The 17,216-nt window shown below is 73.5% G+C and carries 7 protein-coding genes and 1 pseudogene; 6 read left to right on the plus strand and 2 right to left on the minus strand.

What is annotated here, in order from left to right; translation table 11 throughout:
• Window positions 1-44: 44 nt before the first annotated feature.
• The 4 genes and pseudogenes from ACWDR0_RS31820 to ACWDR0_RS31835 all read left to right on the plus strand — a co-directional run bounded on the left by ACWDR0_RS31820 (window position 45) and on the right by ACWDR0_RS31835 (window position 13,649).
• A complete protein-coding gene (locus ACWDR0_RS31820; RefSeq protein ID WP_456355287.1) occupies window positions 45-10,157 on the plus strand; it encodes an SDR family NAD(P)-dependent oxidoreductase in 10,113 nt (3,370 codons plus the stop codon).
• A pseudogene (locus tag ACWDR0_RS31825) lies at window positions 10,154-11,506 on the plus strand (type I polyketide synthase); the annotation flags it as partial. The gene ACWDR0_RS31820 and the pseudogene ACWDR0_RS31825, both read left to right, overlap by 4 nt.
• Before the next feature lie 45 nt (window positions 11,507-11,551).
• Window positions 11,552-12,166: a flavin reductase family protein gene (locus tag ACWDR0_RS31830; protein WP_456355288.1), complete on the plus strand. Its 615-nt coding sequence runs from the start codon at window positions 11,552-11,554 to the stop codon at window positions 12,164-12,166.
• Window positions 12,167-12,323: 157 nt separating this feature from the next.
• Entirely contained in the window at window positions 12,324-13,649 is a 1,326-nt protein-coding gene (locus ACWDR0_RS31835) for an LLM class flavin-dependent oxidoreductase (protein ID WP_456355289.1), read from the plus strand.
• 89 nt (window positions 13,650-13,738) lie between these two features.
• On the opposite strand, the gene ACWDR0_RS31840 is transcribed toward ACWDR0_RS31835, so the two are convergent.
• The gene (locus tag ACWDR0_RS31840; protein ID WP_456355290.1) at window positions 13,739-14,011 is read right to left on the minus strand and encodes a hypothetical protein; all 273 of its coding nucleotides are present in this window, start codon (window positions 14,009-14,011) and stop codon (window positions 13,739-13,741) included.
• 213 nt (window positions 14,012-14,224) lie between these two features.
• Between ACWDR0_RS31840 and ACWDR0_RS31845 the strand changes: the two genes are divergently transcribed.
• Both ACWDR0_RS31845 and ACWDR0_RS31850 read left to right on the plus strand, forming a co-directional pair.
• On the plus strand, window positions 14,225-15,190 hold the full coding sequence (locus ACWDR0_RS31845; RefSeq protein ID WP_456355291.1) for an ATP-binding cassette domain-containing protein: 966 nt from the start codon (window positions 14,225-14,227) through the stop codon (window positions 15,188-15,190).
• Window positions 15,191-15,248: 58 nt separating this feature from the next.
• The gene (locus tag ACWDR0_RS31850; protein ID WP_456355293.1) at window positions 15,249-15,974 is read left to right on the plus strand and encodes an ABC transporter permease; all 726 of its coding nucleotides are present in this window, start codon (window positions 15,249-15,251) and stop codon (window positions 15,972-15,974) included.
• Window positions 15,975-16,102: 128 nt separating this feature from the next.
• On the opposite strand, the gene ACWDR0_RS31855 is transcribed toward ACWDR0_RS31850, so the two are convergent.
• Window positions 16,103-16,849, minus strand: coding sequence for a TylF/MycF/NovP-related O-methyltransferase (locus ACWDR0_RS31855; RefSeq protein ID WP_456355292.1), 747 nt, complete (start codon window positions 16,847-16,849; stop codon window positions 16,103-16,105).
• Window positions 16,850-17,216: the final 367 nt, after the last annotated feature.

The following is a 17,216-nucleotide window of genomic DNA, read 5'->3' on the forward strand; positions in this document are numbered from 1 at the left end:
GGCAGGGGCGGGGTGAGGGTGGGGAGCCGTTGTGGTTGGGGTCGGTGAAGTCGAATGTGGGGCATACGCAGGCGGCTGCGGGTGTCGCGGGGATTATGAAGATGGTGCTGGCGATGCGGCATGGCGTGCTGCCGCGGACATTGCATGTGGATGAGCCGTCGGGGGAGGTGGACTGGGACTCGGGTGCTGTGAAGCTGCTGAGGGAGGCGCGGGAGTGGGTCCGTGGTGAGGGGCGTCCGCGTCGGGCGGGGGTGTCGTCGTTCGGGATCAGCGGGACGAACGCGCATGTGATCGTGGAGGAGCCGCCGGTCGTGGAGGTGGCTTCGCCTGCTGATGCTGTCCCGGTGGCGTGGGTGCTGTCGGGGAAGACGGCCGAGGCGGTGTCGGCGTATGCGGATCGTCTCGGGTCGTATCTGGCGGCCGGTGAGGGGATCCGGGCTGTGGATGTGGCCCGGTCGTTGGCGGGGCGGGCGCGGTTCGAGCACCGGGCCGTGGTGGTCGGGGCGGATCGTGAGGAGTTGCTGAGGGGGCTGGCGGGTGCGGAGGCGGCGGTTGCTACGGGGGGCAAGGTCGCGTTTCTGTTTACGGGGCAGGGTGCGCAGCGGTTGGGGATGGGGAGGGCGCTGGCCGGGCGTTTCCCGGTGTTCGCGGAGGCATTCGATGAGGTGGCTTCGGCGCTGGATGGGTATCTGGAGCGGCCGTTGCGGGAGGTGGTGTGGGGTGAGGATGCCGCTTTGCTGGAGGGGACGGGTTGGGCGCAGCCGGGGATTTTTGCTTTCGAGGTGTCGTTGTTCCGGCTGCTGGAGTCGGCGGGTCTGAGGCCGGACTCTGTTGCCGGGCATTCGATCGGTGAGCTGGCGGCCGCGCATATCGCTGGGGTACTGGCCCTGGATGATGCGGCGCGGCTGGTGGCGGCGCGTGCCCGGTTGATGCAGGCGCTGCCGTCGGGTGGGGCGATGGCCTCGGTCCGCGCGAGCGAAGCAGCCGTACGCGACGCCCTGGTGGACGGTGTGACGATTGCGGCGGTCAACGGCCCGGCCTCCGTGGTGATCTCCGGCACCGAAAAGGCTGTTAAGGCCACCACCCGGCGCCTTAAGGGGCAGAAGGTGACCCGGCTCCGGGTCAGCCATGCCTTCCACTCGCCCCTGATGGAACCGATGCTGGCGGAGTTCTCGGAAGTCGCTTCAGCGCTTTCGTACGGCGCTCCCCGGATCCCCTTCGTGTCCACGCTCACCGGTCTGCCAGTCACCGATGAGCTGACCGACCCGGCCTACTGGGTGCGCCAGGTCCGTGAGCCGGTCCGTTTCTCCGACGCGGTCACCACCCTCACCACCCAGGGCGCCACCCGCTTCCTCGAAGTCGGCCCGGACACCGTCCTGGCACCCGCCGCCGAGGACTCCCTCCCCACCGGCACCCTCACCCTTGCCTCCCAGCGCCGCGACCGCGACGAAACCCGCACCCTCCTCACCGCCCTCGGCACCCTCCACACCCACGGCACCGACCTCGACCTGACCGCCCTCCACCCCACCGGCCACCACCTCCCCGACCTCCCCACCTACCCCTTCCAACACGACCACTACTGGCTCACCCCCCTCCGTACCGCCGGTGATGTCGGCTCGGCGGGGCTGGAGGCGGTCGAGCATCCCTTGCTGAGCGCCGCGGTCACCGTGGCCGACGCGGACCGCGTGATCATGACGGGGCAGTTGTCGGCCGACCGTCAGGAGTGGCTGGTCGATCACGACATCCTGGGGACCCGGCTGCTGCCCGGTACCGGATTTGTAGAGCTGGCCGTCCGGGCCGGGCAGCACATCGGCTGGGAAAGGCTGGAGGAGCTGACCCACCGGGCGCCGCTGGTCCTGCCCGCCACCGGGCCGGTCTCCGTCCAGGTCGTGGTGGACGCGCCGGACGAGGCGGGCCTCCGCCCGCTGGCTGTCCATGCCCGGCCCGGGGCCGACGCGCCCTGGACGCTGCACGCGACCGGTGCCCTGGCGCCCGCCGCAGCGGACGACGCCTCCTTCGAACCGGCCGAATGGCCGCCCGTGGGCGCGACCCCGCTGCCGGTCGAAGGGTTCTACGAAGGTCTGCGCGAACGCGGCTACGAATACGGCCCGGTGTTCCGTGCCCTGCGCAGGGCATGGCGGCAGGGCGAGCACGTATACGCCGAGGTGGAGCTGCCGGAGGGCGCTGACGGCGCCTCGTACGGGCTCCATCCCGCCCTGCTGGACTCGGCCATGCACGCCGACCAGCTGGGGGAGGGGGGCGCCGTGGACGGCGCGACCCTGCTGCCGTTCTCCTGGTCCGGGGTCACCCTGCACGCCACGGGCGCTACCGCTCTTCGCGTGCATCTGGAACGGCTCCAGGGCGATGAGCTGTGTGCCATCCGGCTTGCCGATCCCACGGGCCGTCCGGTGGCCACGGTGGAGCGGATGGCCGTACGCCCGGTATCCGCCGGGCAACTGGACCAGGGCGGCGGGGGCGGGGATCTCCTCCGGACGGTCTGGACGCCCGTGCCGCTGCCCATGAGCACGGTCGGGTCCGCGCTCATGGGCGAACTCCCCGGAACCGGGCTCGCCCGGTATCCCGGACCGGACTCCCCGGACGCTGCGGACTCCCCTGACGCTCAGGACGCTCCGGAGACCGTTCCGCCCGTCGTCTTCCTGGCCCTCGGGGCCGTCGGCGGCGATCCGCTGCCCGCCTCCCGGGCGGCTGTGGGCGAAGCGCTGGCCGCCGTACAGCAGTGGCTGGCGGAGCCGCGGTTCACGGGCAGCCGGCTGGTCCTGGTGACCCGGGGTGCCGTGGCGGCCGCCGACGGGGAACAGGTCGAGCCCGCCATGGCGCCCGTATGGGGGCTAGTGAGGGCCGCGCAGGCCGAGCACCCCGGCAGGTTCGGCCTGCTCGACACCGACGGAACAGCCGAGTCCGCCACTGCTCTCGCCCGGCTCGCGGGCACGAACGAACCCGAACTCGCCCTGCGCACTGGCCGGACGATGGTGCCGCGCCTCACGCCGCTGCCCGTTGCCGCTCCCGCTCCCGCGGGCGGCGGACGCGCGGGACCGTGGCCCACCACCGGGACCGTGCTGATCACGGGTGGCACGGGTGCGCTGGGCGCGCTGGTCGCCCGGCATCTCGTCACCGAGCACGGCGTACGGCATCTGCTGCTGACGAGCCGGCGCGGTCCGGAGGCACCCGGGGCCGACGCCCTGCGGGAAGAGCTGACCGGGCTGGGCGCGACCGTGTCCGTGGTGGCCTGCGACGCCGCCGACCGGGACCGGCTCGCAGCCGTACTGGCCGCCGTACCGGACGACCGTCCGCTGAAGGCCGTCGTGCACGCGGCGGGCACCGCGGACAGCGGACTTGTCACCGATCTGACGCCGGAGCGGCTGGACTCCGTGTTCGGGCCCAAGGCGGACGCGGCCTGGTATCTGCACGAACTCACCCTCGACGCCGCTCCGGACGTGTTCGCCCTGTTCTCCTCGGCCGGGGGACAGGTACTGGCCGCCGGGCAGGGCAACTACGCCGCGGCCAATGTCTTCCTGGACGCCCTCGCGGCACACCGCGCGGCCGCCGGGCTGCCCGCCACCTCCGTGGCCTTCGGCCTCTGGGACCCCCGGGAACCGGCCGGAACCGGGCCCGCCGCGGAACCGCCCGCCGATACCCCGGCGGACACCGAAGCGGCCCGGCTCCGGCGGCTGGGGCTGCCCGCACTTCCGGCCGCCCGCGCACTGGCCCTGCTCGACACCGCCGTCACCGCCGCGGAGCCCTGCGTGACGGCCCTCCGGGTGGATCCCACGGCGGTACGGGCCGGGGGCGAGATCCCGGCGCTGCTCCGGGGCATCGTCCGCGGCGGCACCACCCGCCGCGCCGCGCACACCGCCGGGGGCGCCCCCGCGAGAGCCCTGGCCGAACGGCTGGCCGGGCTGTCCGAGGCCGAGCGGCTGCGGGCCGTGGTCGATCTCGTACGGGACCGTGCCGCCACCGTGCTCGGACACCCGAGCGGTGCCGATGTCCGCGCCGACCGGGCCTTCTCCGAACTCGGCTTCGACTCGCTGGCCGCCGTCGAACTGCGGAACGCGCTGAACACGGCGACCGGTCTGCGGCTGCCCGCCACCCTTGTCTTCGACTATCCGAACGCGGCGGCGGCGGGCGAGTTCATCGCCTCCGGCCTGGCCGGTACCGCCTCCGCGCCCCTTGCCTCCGTACCCCTCGCGGCCGCACCGGTCACGGCGGCGGACGGCGAGCCGGCCAACGACCCCGTCGCCGTCGTCGGTATCCACTGCCGCTTCCCCGGCGGGGTGGCATCGGCCGAGGACCTGTGGCGGATGCTGGCCGAGGGCCGGGACGCCGTCGGCGACTTCCCGGCCGACCGCGGCTGGGACCTCGACGGCGTGTACGACCCGGAGCCGGGCGCCCCCGGGAAGACGTATGTCCGCAGCGGCGGTTTCCTCCACGACGCCGGGGAGTTCGACCCGGAGTTCTTCGGCATCATGCCGCGCGAGGCACTGGCCCTCGACCCGCAGCAGCGGCTCCTGCTCCAGGGCGCCTGGGAGGCGTTCGAGCACGCCGGGATCGACCCCACCTCGGTACGGGGCAGCCGGACGGGTGTCTATGTCGGGGTGATGTACACGGAGTACGGCGTACGGGTGCAGCAGCACGTGCCCGAGGACATCGCCGCCTATCTGTCCGGCGGCAGCGGCGCCAGCATCGCCTCCGGGCGGATCGCCTACACCCTCGGTCTCGAAGGCCCGGCGGTCACCATCGACACCGCGTGCTCCTCGTCACTGGTGGCCCTGCACCTCGCCTGCCAGGCGCTGCGGCAGGGCGAGGTGGGCATGGCGCTGGCGGGCGGGGTGACCGTGCTGCCGACACCGGACGTGTTCGTGGACTTCAGCCGCCAGCGCGGGCTCGCCCCGGACGGCCGGTGCAAGGCGTTCGCCAAGGGAGCCGACGGGACCGGCTGGTCCGAGGGCATCGGGCTGCTCCTGGTGGAGCGGCTCTCCGACGCCCGCCGCAACGGCCATCCGGTACTCGCCGTGATCCGCGGTTCGGCGGTCAACCAGGACGGCGCGTCGAACGGTCTCACCGCGCCCAACGGCCCCTCCCAGCAGCGGGTCATCGAAGCGGCGCTCGCCGCGTCCGGCCTCTCGCCCCGGGACATCGACCTCGTCGAGGGCCATGGCACGGGCACCGCGCTCGGCGACCCCATCGAGGCGCAGGCGCTGCTGGCGACGTACGGCCGGGACCGTCCCGCCGGACGGCCGGTGCGGCTCGGCTCGGTCAAGTCCAACCTGGGGCACACCCAGGCCGCCGCCGGTGCCGCCGGGGTCATCAAGCTCGTCCAGGCGATGCGGTACGGCGTGATGCCGCGGACCCTGCATGTGGACGAGCCGTCGGACCAGGTGGACTGGGAGTCGGGCGCGGTCGAACTGCTCACCCGCTCCAGGGAGTGGCCGCGCGGCGACCGGCCGCGCCGGGCCGCCGTGTCGTCCTTCGGCCTGAGCGGCACCAACGCCCATGTCGTCCTGGAGGAGCCCCCGGCCGACCTCGCGGCCACGCCGTACGGCCTCCGGCCCGGACCGGACGGCCCGGGCGGTCTCCCGCCCGGTCCGGAGGATGCGGCTCCGCCCCCCGCGCAGGACAGCCCCGCGCCCGACTCGCCGGCCGCGCTCCCGCCGGTGCCCGGGTCCGCGGGCGACGGCGCCACCGAGGACATCGCCGCCCGTACGCCCGACGGTTCCCCCGGCACGGCGGCGGACGGCGCCCCGCCCGCCGTACCGCTGCCGTGGACGCTGTCCGCCAGGACGGCCGCGGCGCTGCGGGCCGCGGCCGGGCGGCTGGCCGCGCACATCACCGCCTCCGCCCCCTCCGTCTCCGCATCTGCTTCCGCTTCCGTCTCCGCTCCGACCGACGCGGACATCGGCTGGTCCCTGGCCGCCGGACGTGCCGTACTGGAGCACCGGGCCGTGGTGCTCGGCGGGGACCGGGCCGAGCGGCTCGCCGGTCTTGCCGCCCTCGCCGCCGGGCGGCCCGCGCCCGGAGTGGTGACCGGCACCGCCGTACCTCAGGCCCGGCTCGCGGTCCTCTTCACCGGGCAGGGTGCCCAGCGGCTCGGTATGGGCCGCGAACTCCACTCCGCCTACCCGGAGTTCGCCCGCGCCTTCGACGCGGCCGCCGAACTGCTCGACACCCATCTGGACCGGCCCCTGCGGGATGTCGTCTGGGGGGACGACGAGCAGCTCGCGGGCCGGACGGAGTACGCCCAGGCCGGGCTGTTCGCGGTGGAGACCGCGTTGTACCGGCTCGTCGCGTCGTGGGGCGTACGGCCCGACTTCGTCGCCGGGCATTCGATCGGCGAGCTGACCGCCGCGCATATCGCCGGAGTGCTGACCCTGCCGGACGCGGCCCGGCTGGTCGCCGCGCGGGGCCGGCTGATGCAGGCACTCCCCGCGGGCGGGGCGATGGCCGCCGTACAGGCCGGACCCGACGAGGTACGTGAGGAACTGCCCGACGGGGTGAGCATCGCCGCCGTCAACGGGCCGAGGTCGGTCGTCGTCTCCGGCCCCGGGGCCGCAGTGAACACCGTCGTCGCCCGTTTTGCCGCCCGCGGCCGCAAGGCCACCCGGCTCAAGGTCGGCCATGCCTTCCACTCGGCCCTGATGGAACCGATGCTGGACGATTTCCTCGCCGTCGCCGCCGGACTGGACTACGGTCCGCCGGACCTCCCGGTCGTCTCCAATGTGACCGGCCGCATCGTCGGCGCGGAGACCCTTTGCCGCCCCGGGTACTGGGTGGAGCACATCCGGCGCACGGTCGCCTTCGCCGACGGCATCACCGACCTCGTCGAACGCGGAACGACCGCCTTCCTGGAACTCGGGCCCGACGCCGCGCTCACCCCCATGGTCGACGAGACCACCGACGGAGCGGTGCCCGTGGCGCCCGCGCTCCGCCGCGGCGTGCCCGAGACCACCCAACTGCTCACCGCGCTCGCCCGGCTCCATGTCACCGGGATCCCCGTCCGCTGGACGGAACCCTTCGCCCGCACCGGTGCCCGCCGCACCGAACTGCCCACCTACCCCTTCGAGAAACGGCACTTCTGGCTCTCGCCGCCCGCCGGGGCGGCGACGGCACAGGATGCCGGGCCCGCCGGGCCCGCCGGATCCGCCGGGAACGCGGCCGGGCACGGCCAGCGCGACGCCGGACATCCGCTGCTGTCCGCGGTGATGCCCGCGCCCGAGGGCGGCGGACTGGTGCTCACCGGCCGGATCTCCACCCGGACCCCGAGCCAGTCCTGGCTGGCCGACCACAACGTCATGGGCATGGAACTGCTGCCCGGCACCGGTTTCGTCGAACTCGCCCTGCGCGCCGCCGAGGAGGCCGGCTGCGACACCGTCGAGGAGCTGGTGATCCAGCAGCTGATGCCGCTGCCCGACCGGGGCGGCAGTGCCGTACAGGTCGTCGTCGACGGGCCCGACCCGGCCGGACGGCGCCCGTTCGCCATCTGGTCCCGTTTCGAGGACGCCCCCGGGCCGGTGCCCTGGACCCGGCATGTCACCGGAGTCCTGGCCACCGACCCGCGGCCCGCCCCCGTACTGAATGAGTCCCGCCCGGAGGAGTCCGGCGCGGATGAGTCCGGTGGGGACCGTGCGCCGTGGCCGCCCGCCGACGCGCGGCCCGTGGACATCGACGGCGTCTACGACTATCTGACCAGCAAGGGCTACCACTTCGGGCCGATGTTCCGGGGTCTCCGGGCGGTGTGGCTGCGCGGCCGCGACCTCTTCGCCGAGGTCGCCCTGCCCGACCACGTCCGGCCGGACGCCCGCGACTACCGGCTGCACCCGTCACTACTGGACGCCGCCATGTCCGCGACGGACTTCCTCGGCGGCCGGAAACCCCAGGACGCCGGAGCGGGACAGCTCCCGTTCGCCTGGTCCGGGGTGCGGCTGCACTCCGCGGGCGGCCACGGCAGACTGCTGGCCCGGATCAACTGGCTGGGCTCCGACGAACAGGCCGGCTCCGAAGCGGTCCGGATGGACCTCGCGACGCCCGACGGCACCCCGGTCGCCTCGGTCGAATCCCTGGTGGTACGGCCGGTCACCGCCGACCGGCTGGTCGCCGAAGGCGCCGCCCAGACCGGCGCCCGCCACCTCGACTCGGTGTTCCGGCCCGGATGGACCCAGCTTCCGCTGGGCGAACCGGCCGCCGCGGCACCCGGCCGGTGGGCCGTCCTCGGGCCGGATGTCCTCGGCGGGGCCCTCGGCGAGGTACCGGTGTACGGCGGCTTCGCCGCGCTCCGCGCCGTACTCGACTCCGGCGGGCAGGCACCGGAACTGCTTCTGCTGCCCGTCGAACCCGGCGACGACGAGATACCGGACGCGGTCCGCTCGCGGCTCGCGACCGTACTCGAAGCGCTCCGGGAGTTCCTCGCCGACGAACGGCTCGCGGCCACCCGGCTCGCCGTGCTGACCTGGTTCGCCGCCGACGGGGACGGCGCCCATCTCGACCTCGCCGTCGCCCCCGTCCGGGGACTGGTCCGCGCGGCCCAGGCCGAGCACCCGGGCCGGATCCTCCTCGTCGACCTGGACGCCGATGAGGCCTCGCTCCGGCTGCTGCCCGCGGTCGCCGCCCTCCGCGAGCCCGAGGTGTCGCTCCTCGGCCACCAGGTGCGGGTACCCCGGCTCGCCCCGGTGCCACGGCCCGCGGAACCGGCGCGGCGCCGGCGGCCGGACGGCACCGTACTGATCACCGGCGGCACCGGCGGGCTCGGCGCGCTGGTCGCCCGGCATCTGGTCACCGAGCACGGGGTACGGCATCTGCTGCTCGTCGGACGGCGCGGCCCGGACGCCCCCGGCGCCGCCGCACTGCGCGACGAACTCACCGCCCTGGGCGCCGATGTCACCGTCGCCGCCTGCGATGTCGCCGACCGGGACGCCCTGGCCGCACTGCTCGCCGCGCTGCCCGGCGACCGTCCGCTGACCGGGGTCGTCCACGCGGCCGGGGTGCTGGACGACGCCCTGGTCACCGATCTGACCCCGGAGCGGCTGGACACCGTGCTCCGGCCCAAGCTGGACGCCGCCTGGGCGCTGCACGAACTCACCGGGGAACTGGACCTCGACGAGTTCGTCCTCTTCTCCTCCGTCGCCGGACTGCTCGACCCGCTCGGCCAGGGCAACTACGCGGCCGCCAACGCCTTCCTCGACGCCCTGGCCCACCACCGCCACCGGCACGGACTCCCCGCCACCTCGCTGGTGTGGAACCTGTGGGCGGGGGAGAGCGGGATGGCGGGAAGCACCGATCCGGCGCTGGCGCGACGGCTGGCCGCGCGCGGCACCCCGGTGCTGACGGCCGCCGACGGACTCGCCCTCTTCGACCGGGCACTCACCGCCGGTGAACCCGTCCTGATACCGCTGCGGCTCGACCCCTCCGGTACGGAGATCCCGGCCGCGCTGCGCGACATCATGCCCGCCGCACCGGGCGGCACGCCCACGGCCGACACCGCACCGGCTCCCCGGCCCGCCGGGGAGCCGGACCCGGACGGGCTGCTGCGGAGGCTGGCCGGGCTCTCCGCCGACGGCCGGGAACGGCTGCTGGCCGATCTTGTCCGGGCCCGGGTCGCCGAGGTGCGGCACGGCGATCCCGGCACCGTCGACATGGGCCGGGGCTTCACCGAGCTGGGCCTCGACTCGCTCGCCGCCATCGAACTGCGGAACCGGCTCGGCTCGGCCACCGGGCTCCGGCTGTCGGCCACGATGATGTTCGACCATCCCACCCCGGCCGATGTGGTGGCGCTGCTGCTGGAGGAGCTGGCCGCGGAGCTGCCCGAGGCACCGGCCCCCGCGGCGCCGGCCCTCGCGGCGCCCGCCCCCGCGGCGGGCCTGCCCGACGGCCCGGCCGATGACGACGAGGAGATACGGCGCCGGCTGGCCGCCGTACCCGTATCGTCCCTGCGCGCCGCCGGTCTGCTGGACACCGTCCTGCGCCTGGGCCCCCCGGCCGGCGGCGCGGCGCCCGCCGACGGCGCGGACCGAGCCCCGGCGGACCGCGGTACCGGCGCGGACGGCGCCCCGGCGGACCGCAGTGAGGAGATCAGAGGCATGGCCGTCGACGATCTGGTCGCCGCCGCCCTCGCGGCCGCCGAGACCGGTGAGGAGCGGGACCGATGACGACCGACACCGAGAAGATCGTCGCGGCCCTGCGGGCCTCCGTACTGGAGAACGACCGGCTGGGGCAGGAGAACGCCCGGCTGCGGCGCGCCGCGGCCGAACCGGTCGCCATCATCGGCATGGGGTGCCGCTACCCCGGCGGGGCCGACTCGCCCGAGGCGTTCTGGCGGCTGCTCGCCGAGGGGCGGGACGCGGTCACCGCGTTCCCCGCGGACCGCGGCTGGGACGTCGAGGGCCTGTACGACCCCGAGCCCGGCAGACCGGGCCGGACGGTCACCCGCGAGGGCGCCTTCCTGCACGACGCCGCCCGGTTCGACGCGGACCTGTTCGGCATGTCCCCGCGCGAGGCCCGGGACATCGACCCGCAGCAGCGGGTGGTGCTGGAGACGGCGTGGGAGGCGCTGGAGCACGCCAGGATCGACCCGCTGTCGCTCAAGGGCAGCTCCACCGGCGTCTACTGCGGCGTCATGTACCACGACTACGAGGGCGCCGACGGCGGCGGCAGCCTCACCAGCGGCCGGATCGCCTACACCCTGGGGCTCCAGGGCCCCGCGGTCTCCGTCGACACCGCGTGCTCCTCGTCGCTGGTGGCCCTGCGGATGGCGGTCGGCGCGCTGCGGACCGGTGAGTGCGCGCTCGCCCTGGCCGGCGGTGTCACGGTGATGTCCACACCGGAGACCTTCGTGTACTTCAGCTCCCAGCGCGGGCTGGCCCCCGACGGCCGCTGCAAGTCCTTCGCGGCCGCGGCGGACGGCACCGGCTGGGGCGAGGGTTCCGGCCTGCTCGTCCTGGAGAGACTCGCCGACGCCGAACGCAACGGCCGCCGGATCCTCGCCGTCGTACGGGGGACGGCCACCAACTCCGACGGGGCGTCCAGCGGCATCACGGTGCCCAACGGACCGGCGCAGCGGCGGGTCATCGCGGAGGCGCTCCGGCAGGCGGGGCTGCGGGCCGGTGAGGTCGACGCGGTGGACGCGCACGGCACCGGCACCCGGCTCGGCGACCCCATCGAGGCCCGGGCCCTGCTGGCCGCCTACGGCCGGGACCGGCGGCCGGACCGGCCGCTGTGGCTGGGCTCGGTCAAATCCAATATCGGGCACACCCAGGCCGCCGCGGGAGTGGCGTCGGTCATCAAGATGGTCCTGGCCATGCGGCACGGCCTGCTGCCGAAGACCCTGCATGTGGACGCGCCGACGCCCCAGGTCGACTGGGCGGCCGGACAGGTGGCCCTGCTGACCGAGGCCAGGCCGTGGCCGGAGACCGGGCGGCCCCGGCGGGCCGCGGTCTCCTCCTTCGGGATAAGCGGGACCAATGCGCACGTGGTACTCGAAGCGCCGGACCCCGCACCGGGCGACGGCGGCCGTACGGCAACCTACTGAGGGCGGGACGCTCCGATGCGTACACAGCCGGCACACCAGACACCGCAGGGGCAACCGGTACCGCAGACGGGACCGGCGTATCCGGCGTATCCGGCGGAGAGCGGCGACGGCGACGGCCCGGAGCCGGGCGTACTGCGGTACGTCCTCGGCCACTTCTGCACCGGGATCGCGGTCATCACGGCCCGGGAGGAGGGCCGGCCGCCCATCGGGTTCACCTGCCAGTCGTTCGTATCGCTCTCCCTCCGGCCTCCGCTGGTGTCCTTCGCGGTGTCCCGGTACTCCCGGTCCTGGCCGGGCATCCGGCGTGCCGGACGGTTCTGTGCCAATGTCCTCGGCGCCGACCAGGAGGCGCTGTGCCGCCGGTTCGCGGCACCGGCCGGGGACCGGTTCGCCGGTGTGGAGTGGTGGCCGGGACCCGGCACCGGGACGCCCCGGCTCGTGGGCGCGCTGGCCTGGGTCGACTGCACCGTCCAGGCGGTGTATCCGGGTGGCGACCACCGGATCGTCGTGGGCCGGATCCGGGACGTCGGGGTCACAGCGGGCGAGCCGGAGCCGCTGCTGTTCTACCGGGCCCGGTTCCGCCGTGCCGCGCCCGCCACCACCCCTAATCGTTCCGGCCCCACCCCCTGAAGTGCCCGGACCGCCCCCTCAGTCTCCGGGCGGCCGGGTCGGCGGGCCGCCGGGGCGCTCTAGGTTGTGTCCGCGCGGGCCGGGCGGGACTTTCCGGACACCGCCCCGGCCGGCCCGCGGCCCCGTTCTGTGCGGCTCTCGTCCTCTGGAGGAACCCATGAGATTCGGACTGATCTACCATCACCAGCTGCCGCGGCCCTGGGCGGAGGACAGCGAGGAGCGGCTGTTCAACGAGGCCCTGGAGCAGATCGAACTGGCCGACCGGCTCGGCCTGGACTATGCGTGGGCGACCGAGCACCACTTCTTCGAGGAGTACTCCCACTCGTCGGCGCCCGAGGTGTTCCTGGCCGCCGCGGCGGCCCGTACGAAGAACATCCGGCTCGCGCACGGAATCGTCCATCTGCCTCCGGCGGTCAACCATCCGGCGCGGATCGCCGAGCGGCTGGGCATGCTCGACCTGATCTCCGGCGGACGGCTCGACTTCGGCTCCGGACAAGGCAGTTCGCAGCTGGAGGTCGGCGCCTTCGGCATCGAGCTGAAGGACAAGTACGAGCAGTGGCACGAGGCCCTGGAAGTCGTCGTCAGGATGATGACCGAGACCCCGTTCACCGGCCACCGGGGCACCTGGGTGGACATGCCGCCGCGCAATGTGGTGCCCAAGCCGAAGCAGAAGCCGCACCCGCCGCTGTGGCGGGCGTGCACGCGCCGCGACAGCATCCAGGACGCCGCCCGCGAGGGGCTCGGCGCGCTGGCCTTCTCCTTCGTCAACCCGGAGGAGGCCAAGGAGTGGGTGGACGCCTACTACGGCACCCTCGCCTCGCCGGAGTGCCGGCCGATCGGCCGTGCCGTCAACGCGAACGTCGCCATGGTGCTGCCGTTCATGTGCCACGAGGACGAGGAGACCGCCCTGGACCGCGGTCTGGAGGCGTCGCAGTTCTTCTCGTACTCGCTGATGCACTACTACATGACGGGCCAGCACCGCCCCGGAACCACCGATATCTGGGCGGAGTTCCAGGCGGCGAAGGAATCGCTGGGCCTCACCCGGGGGTCACCGGCGGCCGACGAGGACGACGGGCAGTCGCAGGTCGAGCAGGCGATGATGGACCAGGTCGGCGTGTTGCGGCGGGGCATCGGCACTCCCGCGCAGCTCGGCGACATCATCCGGCGCTACGACGCGGTCGGCGTCGACCAGATCATCCTCTCCGTGCAGATCGGCAAGAATCGGCACGAGCACATCATGGAGTCGCTGGAGCTGTTCGCCCGCGAGGTGATGCCGGAGTTCACCGAGGGCCGCGACCGCAAGGAGGCCGAGAAGGCCGAGCGGCTGCGGGTACCGGTCGAGCAGGCTCTCGCCCGGGTCGACCGTACGAGCGCGGACGTCTCCGACTTCACCATCGCGCCCGAACTCTCCCTGCCCTGCTACTCGGACGATGACGATGACGATGACGACGACGGCGATGCCGACGGCGGGTACGGCGGCTGATGCCGTCCCGGGCCGGTCCGCCGCGGGCGGCGCGGGTCCCGGATCCGGCCCGGCTCGGTCCGGTCCGCTCCGGTCCGCCCAGACAGGACCTAGGAGAGATCGTCGCGGATCAGTCCGGCCACGCGTAACTCGGCCAGCCATTCCTCGACCACCAGCCGGGTCTCCGACCGGTCCTCCTGCCATAAGTCGGCGATTTCCGCGGATGCCAGAAAGGGGTCACCGCCCCAGCGCTGCAGGGATATCCAGGCGACGGTGAACGGTGGCGGGTAGAGGTTCTCCCGGCCCGTTCTCCCGCTGCGCAGGACCAGCCAGCCGTCCGGATTCACCGCGACCTCGACACCACGTTCCCGGTGCAGCGGCATGGCCCGCCCTCCCCTTCGTCGGATGCCCCGGAACCTGGTACAAACACCTGCTGCGGAGGCCGTGAAGTTGCTTTCTTCGCAGGTCAGAAGGTTGGTGGACATCGTACTGCGTATGGGTTACGCTCTATAGCGTATGGTACACGCAGATCGCCTTCAAGGTACTGCGAACATGCTCTCCGAGTGGTGAGGGGTGCAAGGAAAATGATCCACTCCATGGCTGTCGAAGCCAGTGGTCTGCGGAAATCCTACGGAGAAGTACCGGTGCTCCAGGGCGTCGACATCGGCGTTCCCACGGGCAGCGTTTTCGCGCTGCTGGGGCCGAACGGTTCGGGAAAGACGACCACCGTCCGCATTCTGTCGACCCTGACCTCCTTCGACGCCGGCACGGCAAAAGTCGCCGGTTTCGACGTCGTACGGGAACGGCGGCAGGTGCGCCGGCGGATCACGCTGACGGGCCAGCAGGCCGCGATCGACAAGAACCAGACCGGCGCGGAGAACCTCCTGATGATGGCCCGGCTCTCCGGGCTGTCCCGCGGCGAGTCCCGCGAGCGGGCGCGGTACCTCCTCGACAGGTTCGACCTCACGGAGGCGGGCGGGCGCCGGCTCGGCACGTACTCGGGCGGTATGGCCCGCCGCCTCGACCTGGCGGCCAGTCTGGTCGGCGCGCCGTCGGTGGTCTTCCTCGACGAGCCGACCACCGGTCTCGACCCGCGCAGCCGGCAGGCGCTGTGGGGCGTCATCGCGGACCTCGCGTCGAGCGGGCTGACCGTCTTTCTCACCACGCAGTATCTGGAGGAGGCCGACCGGCTCGCGGACCGCGTCGCCCTGCTCGACGGCGGGCAGGTGGTCGCCGAGGGCACCCCGGGCGAGCTGAAGCGGCGGGTCGCCGGACAGCGTCTCGACCTCGAACTCGCCGGCCGGGACGCCTTCGAGACGGTCCTCGGGCTCCTCGGGGACCGGGTGGCCGAGCAGGACCGCGAGCTGCTCACCATCGGGGTGGCCACGGACGGCGCGGCACCGCGGGTGCGTGCCCTGCTCGACGAGGTCGACCCCCGCCGCGAACTGGTCGCGAAGTTCCAAGTCCACAGCGCCACCCTGGACGACGTGTTCCTGGCGCTGACCGGCCGCGCCGCGCCCCGGGCGGGCGCGGACGACGTGAAGGAGGCCGCCGGTGTCTGAGAGCATCGTCCTGAACGCGAGGCCCCGCTCCGCCGGGGCGGTGTCCGGTCTGCTCACCATGGTCGGCCGCTGCACCCGGCTGACCCGGCGCGACGTCGACGCGCTGATCATGTCGCTGATGCTGCCGATCATGATGATGGTGCTGTTCGTCTACCTCTTCGGCGGGGCGATCCGGACGGGCGGCGACTATGTCACCTATGTGGCACCGGGTGTGCTGCTGCTGTGCACCGCCTGGGGGGCGGCCCAGACCGGCGTCGGTGTCGCGAACGACATGACCACCGGTATCGTCGACCGCTTCCGGTCCATGGACGTGGGCGGCGCGGCCCTGCTCGGCGGCCATGTGATGGCCAGCATCTTCAAGAACATCGCCTCGACCGTCGTGGTGATCGGGGTCGCCCTGCTCATCGGGTTCCGCCCCCGGGCCGATCTGCTCGGCTGGCTGGCGGCCGGCGGGGTGCTGGTGGCGTTCATCCTGGCGCTGTCCTGGCTGTCCGCCGTGGTCGGCCTGCTCACCAAGTCCACCGACGCGGCGGCGAGTTTCGCCTTTGTGATGATGTTCCTGCCGTATGTCAGCAGCGCCTTCGTACCGATCGACACCCTGCCGGGCTGGCTGCAGGGCGTGGCCGAGCACCAGCCGTGCACCGCCATCATCGAGAGTGTCCGGGGCTTCCTGCTCGACCAGCCCGTCGGTGACCAGGCGTGGATCGGGCTGCTGTGGTCCGCCGGGATCCTGCTGGTGTCCGTGGTGCTCGCCGGGTTCTTCTTCCAGCGGCGCGCCGACTGACGTCCCCCGGTTCCGGTGTGCCGTCCCGCGGCGGCGCACCGGTGGCGGCTGCCCCCACGTCCCGTGCCGTGGGGGCAGTCGCGGTTCCGCGGGCCCCGGGCTGCGCCGTACCCGGGGCCGTGCCCTGTTCAGAACTCCCGGCGCCACCAGACGCCGACGCTGTCGGCCGCCCTGATCTCCTCCGTAATCCCGTGGGCGTCCCGGTACTCGTGCACCGCGGCCCGGCACGGGGCCATGTTGTAGTCGTCGATGATCACGAAGCCGCCCGGTGAGAGCCGGGGGTAGAGCGCCGACAGCGCGTCCATCGTGGACACGTACAGATCCCCGTCCAGCCGCAGTACGGCCAGCGACTCGATGGGGGCGGACGGCAGGGTCTTCTCGAACCAGCCCTCCAGGAACTCGACCTGATCGTCCAGCAGGTCGTACGACCTGAACACCGAACGGACCGCCTCGGCGTCCACGCTGAGCACGGTGTTGAGGTTGTGCAGGGCCATCTCCCGGTCGAGGGGGTGACTGCCGTCGCCGGCCTCGGGCACGCCCTCGAAGGAGTCGGCGACCCAGACCCGGCGGTCCCGTACGCCGTGCGCCTTGAGGACGGCGCGCATCAGGACGCAGACACCGCCCCGCCAGACGCCGGTCTCGATGAGATCGCCGGGCACGCCGTCGGCGAGGGCCCGTTCGACGCAGTACTGCACGTTGTCCAGGCTCTCCGGGCTGACCATGGTGTGCGCGGTGAACGCGCCCGGCCCGGCCTCGCCCTCGTCCGGCGGGCCGTCGGGGGAGGCCGGCCAGGCCGAGGGGATGTCCATCCGGATCCGGTTGGTGAGCACTTTCTTCAGCAGCTCCAGGTAGAGCCCGGCGCTGAGGTCGGTCATGTGGCCTCCTGCGTTGGGAAGACGGCCGCGGGCGTCGGGGCACCCCGGCGGCCGCCCGGCCGGCGGCCCGCCACGGGTGCGCGACGGCCGGCACGGCAGGTGGTCGGCGGCGCACTCACGGCAGACCGTAGCGACGGAGCGTGCCCGGACGACCCCCTTCCGCCCCCTACACATGAAGTGCGGCCGCCCCTAAGCCGTGCCGAACCGAGTACCGCCCGGCGTCCGTCCGGCGCCCGTTCCGGCACCGGGTGAAACGGCGGGCCCCCGGCCGCGGAGAGCCGCGGGGGGCCGCGCCACACGTGGTGGGCCGGTGCCCCCCGGGGGAACCGGGGACAGAACGAAGTGAAGGAGGGCACCCGAGCGGAGA

Source organism: Streptomyces sp. NPDC003691, from assembly GCF_053981115.1.

Coding starts and splice junctions, on each gene's coding strand:
- ACWDR0_RS31830 (WP_456355288.1), top strand. CDS start 11,552: ATGCGTACACAGCCGGCACACCAGACACCGCAGGGGCAACCGGTACCG.
- ACWDR0_RS31835 (WP_456355289.1), top strand. CDS start 12,324: ATGAGATTCGGACTGATCTACCATCACCAGCTGCCGCGGCCCTGGGCG.
- ACWDR0_RS31840 (WP_456355290.1), bottom strand. CDS start 14,011: ATGCCGCTGCACCGGGAACGTGGTGTCGAGGTCGCGGTGAATCCGGAC.
- ACWDR0_RS31845 (WP_456355291.1), top strand. CDS start 14,225: ATGGCTGTCGAAGCCAGTGGTCTGCGGAAATCCTACGGAGAAGTACCG.
- ACWDR0_RS31850 (WP_456355293.1), top strand. CDS start 15,249: ATGGTCGGCCGCTGCACCCGGCTGACCCGGCGCGACGTCGACGCGCTG.
- ACWDR0_RS31855 (WP_456355292.1), bottom strand. CDS start 16,849: ATGACCGACCTCAGCGCCGGGCTCTACCTGGAGCTGCTGAAGAAAGTG.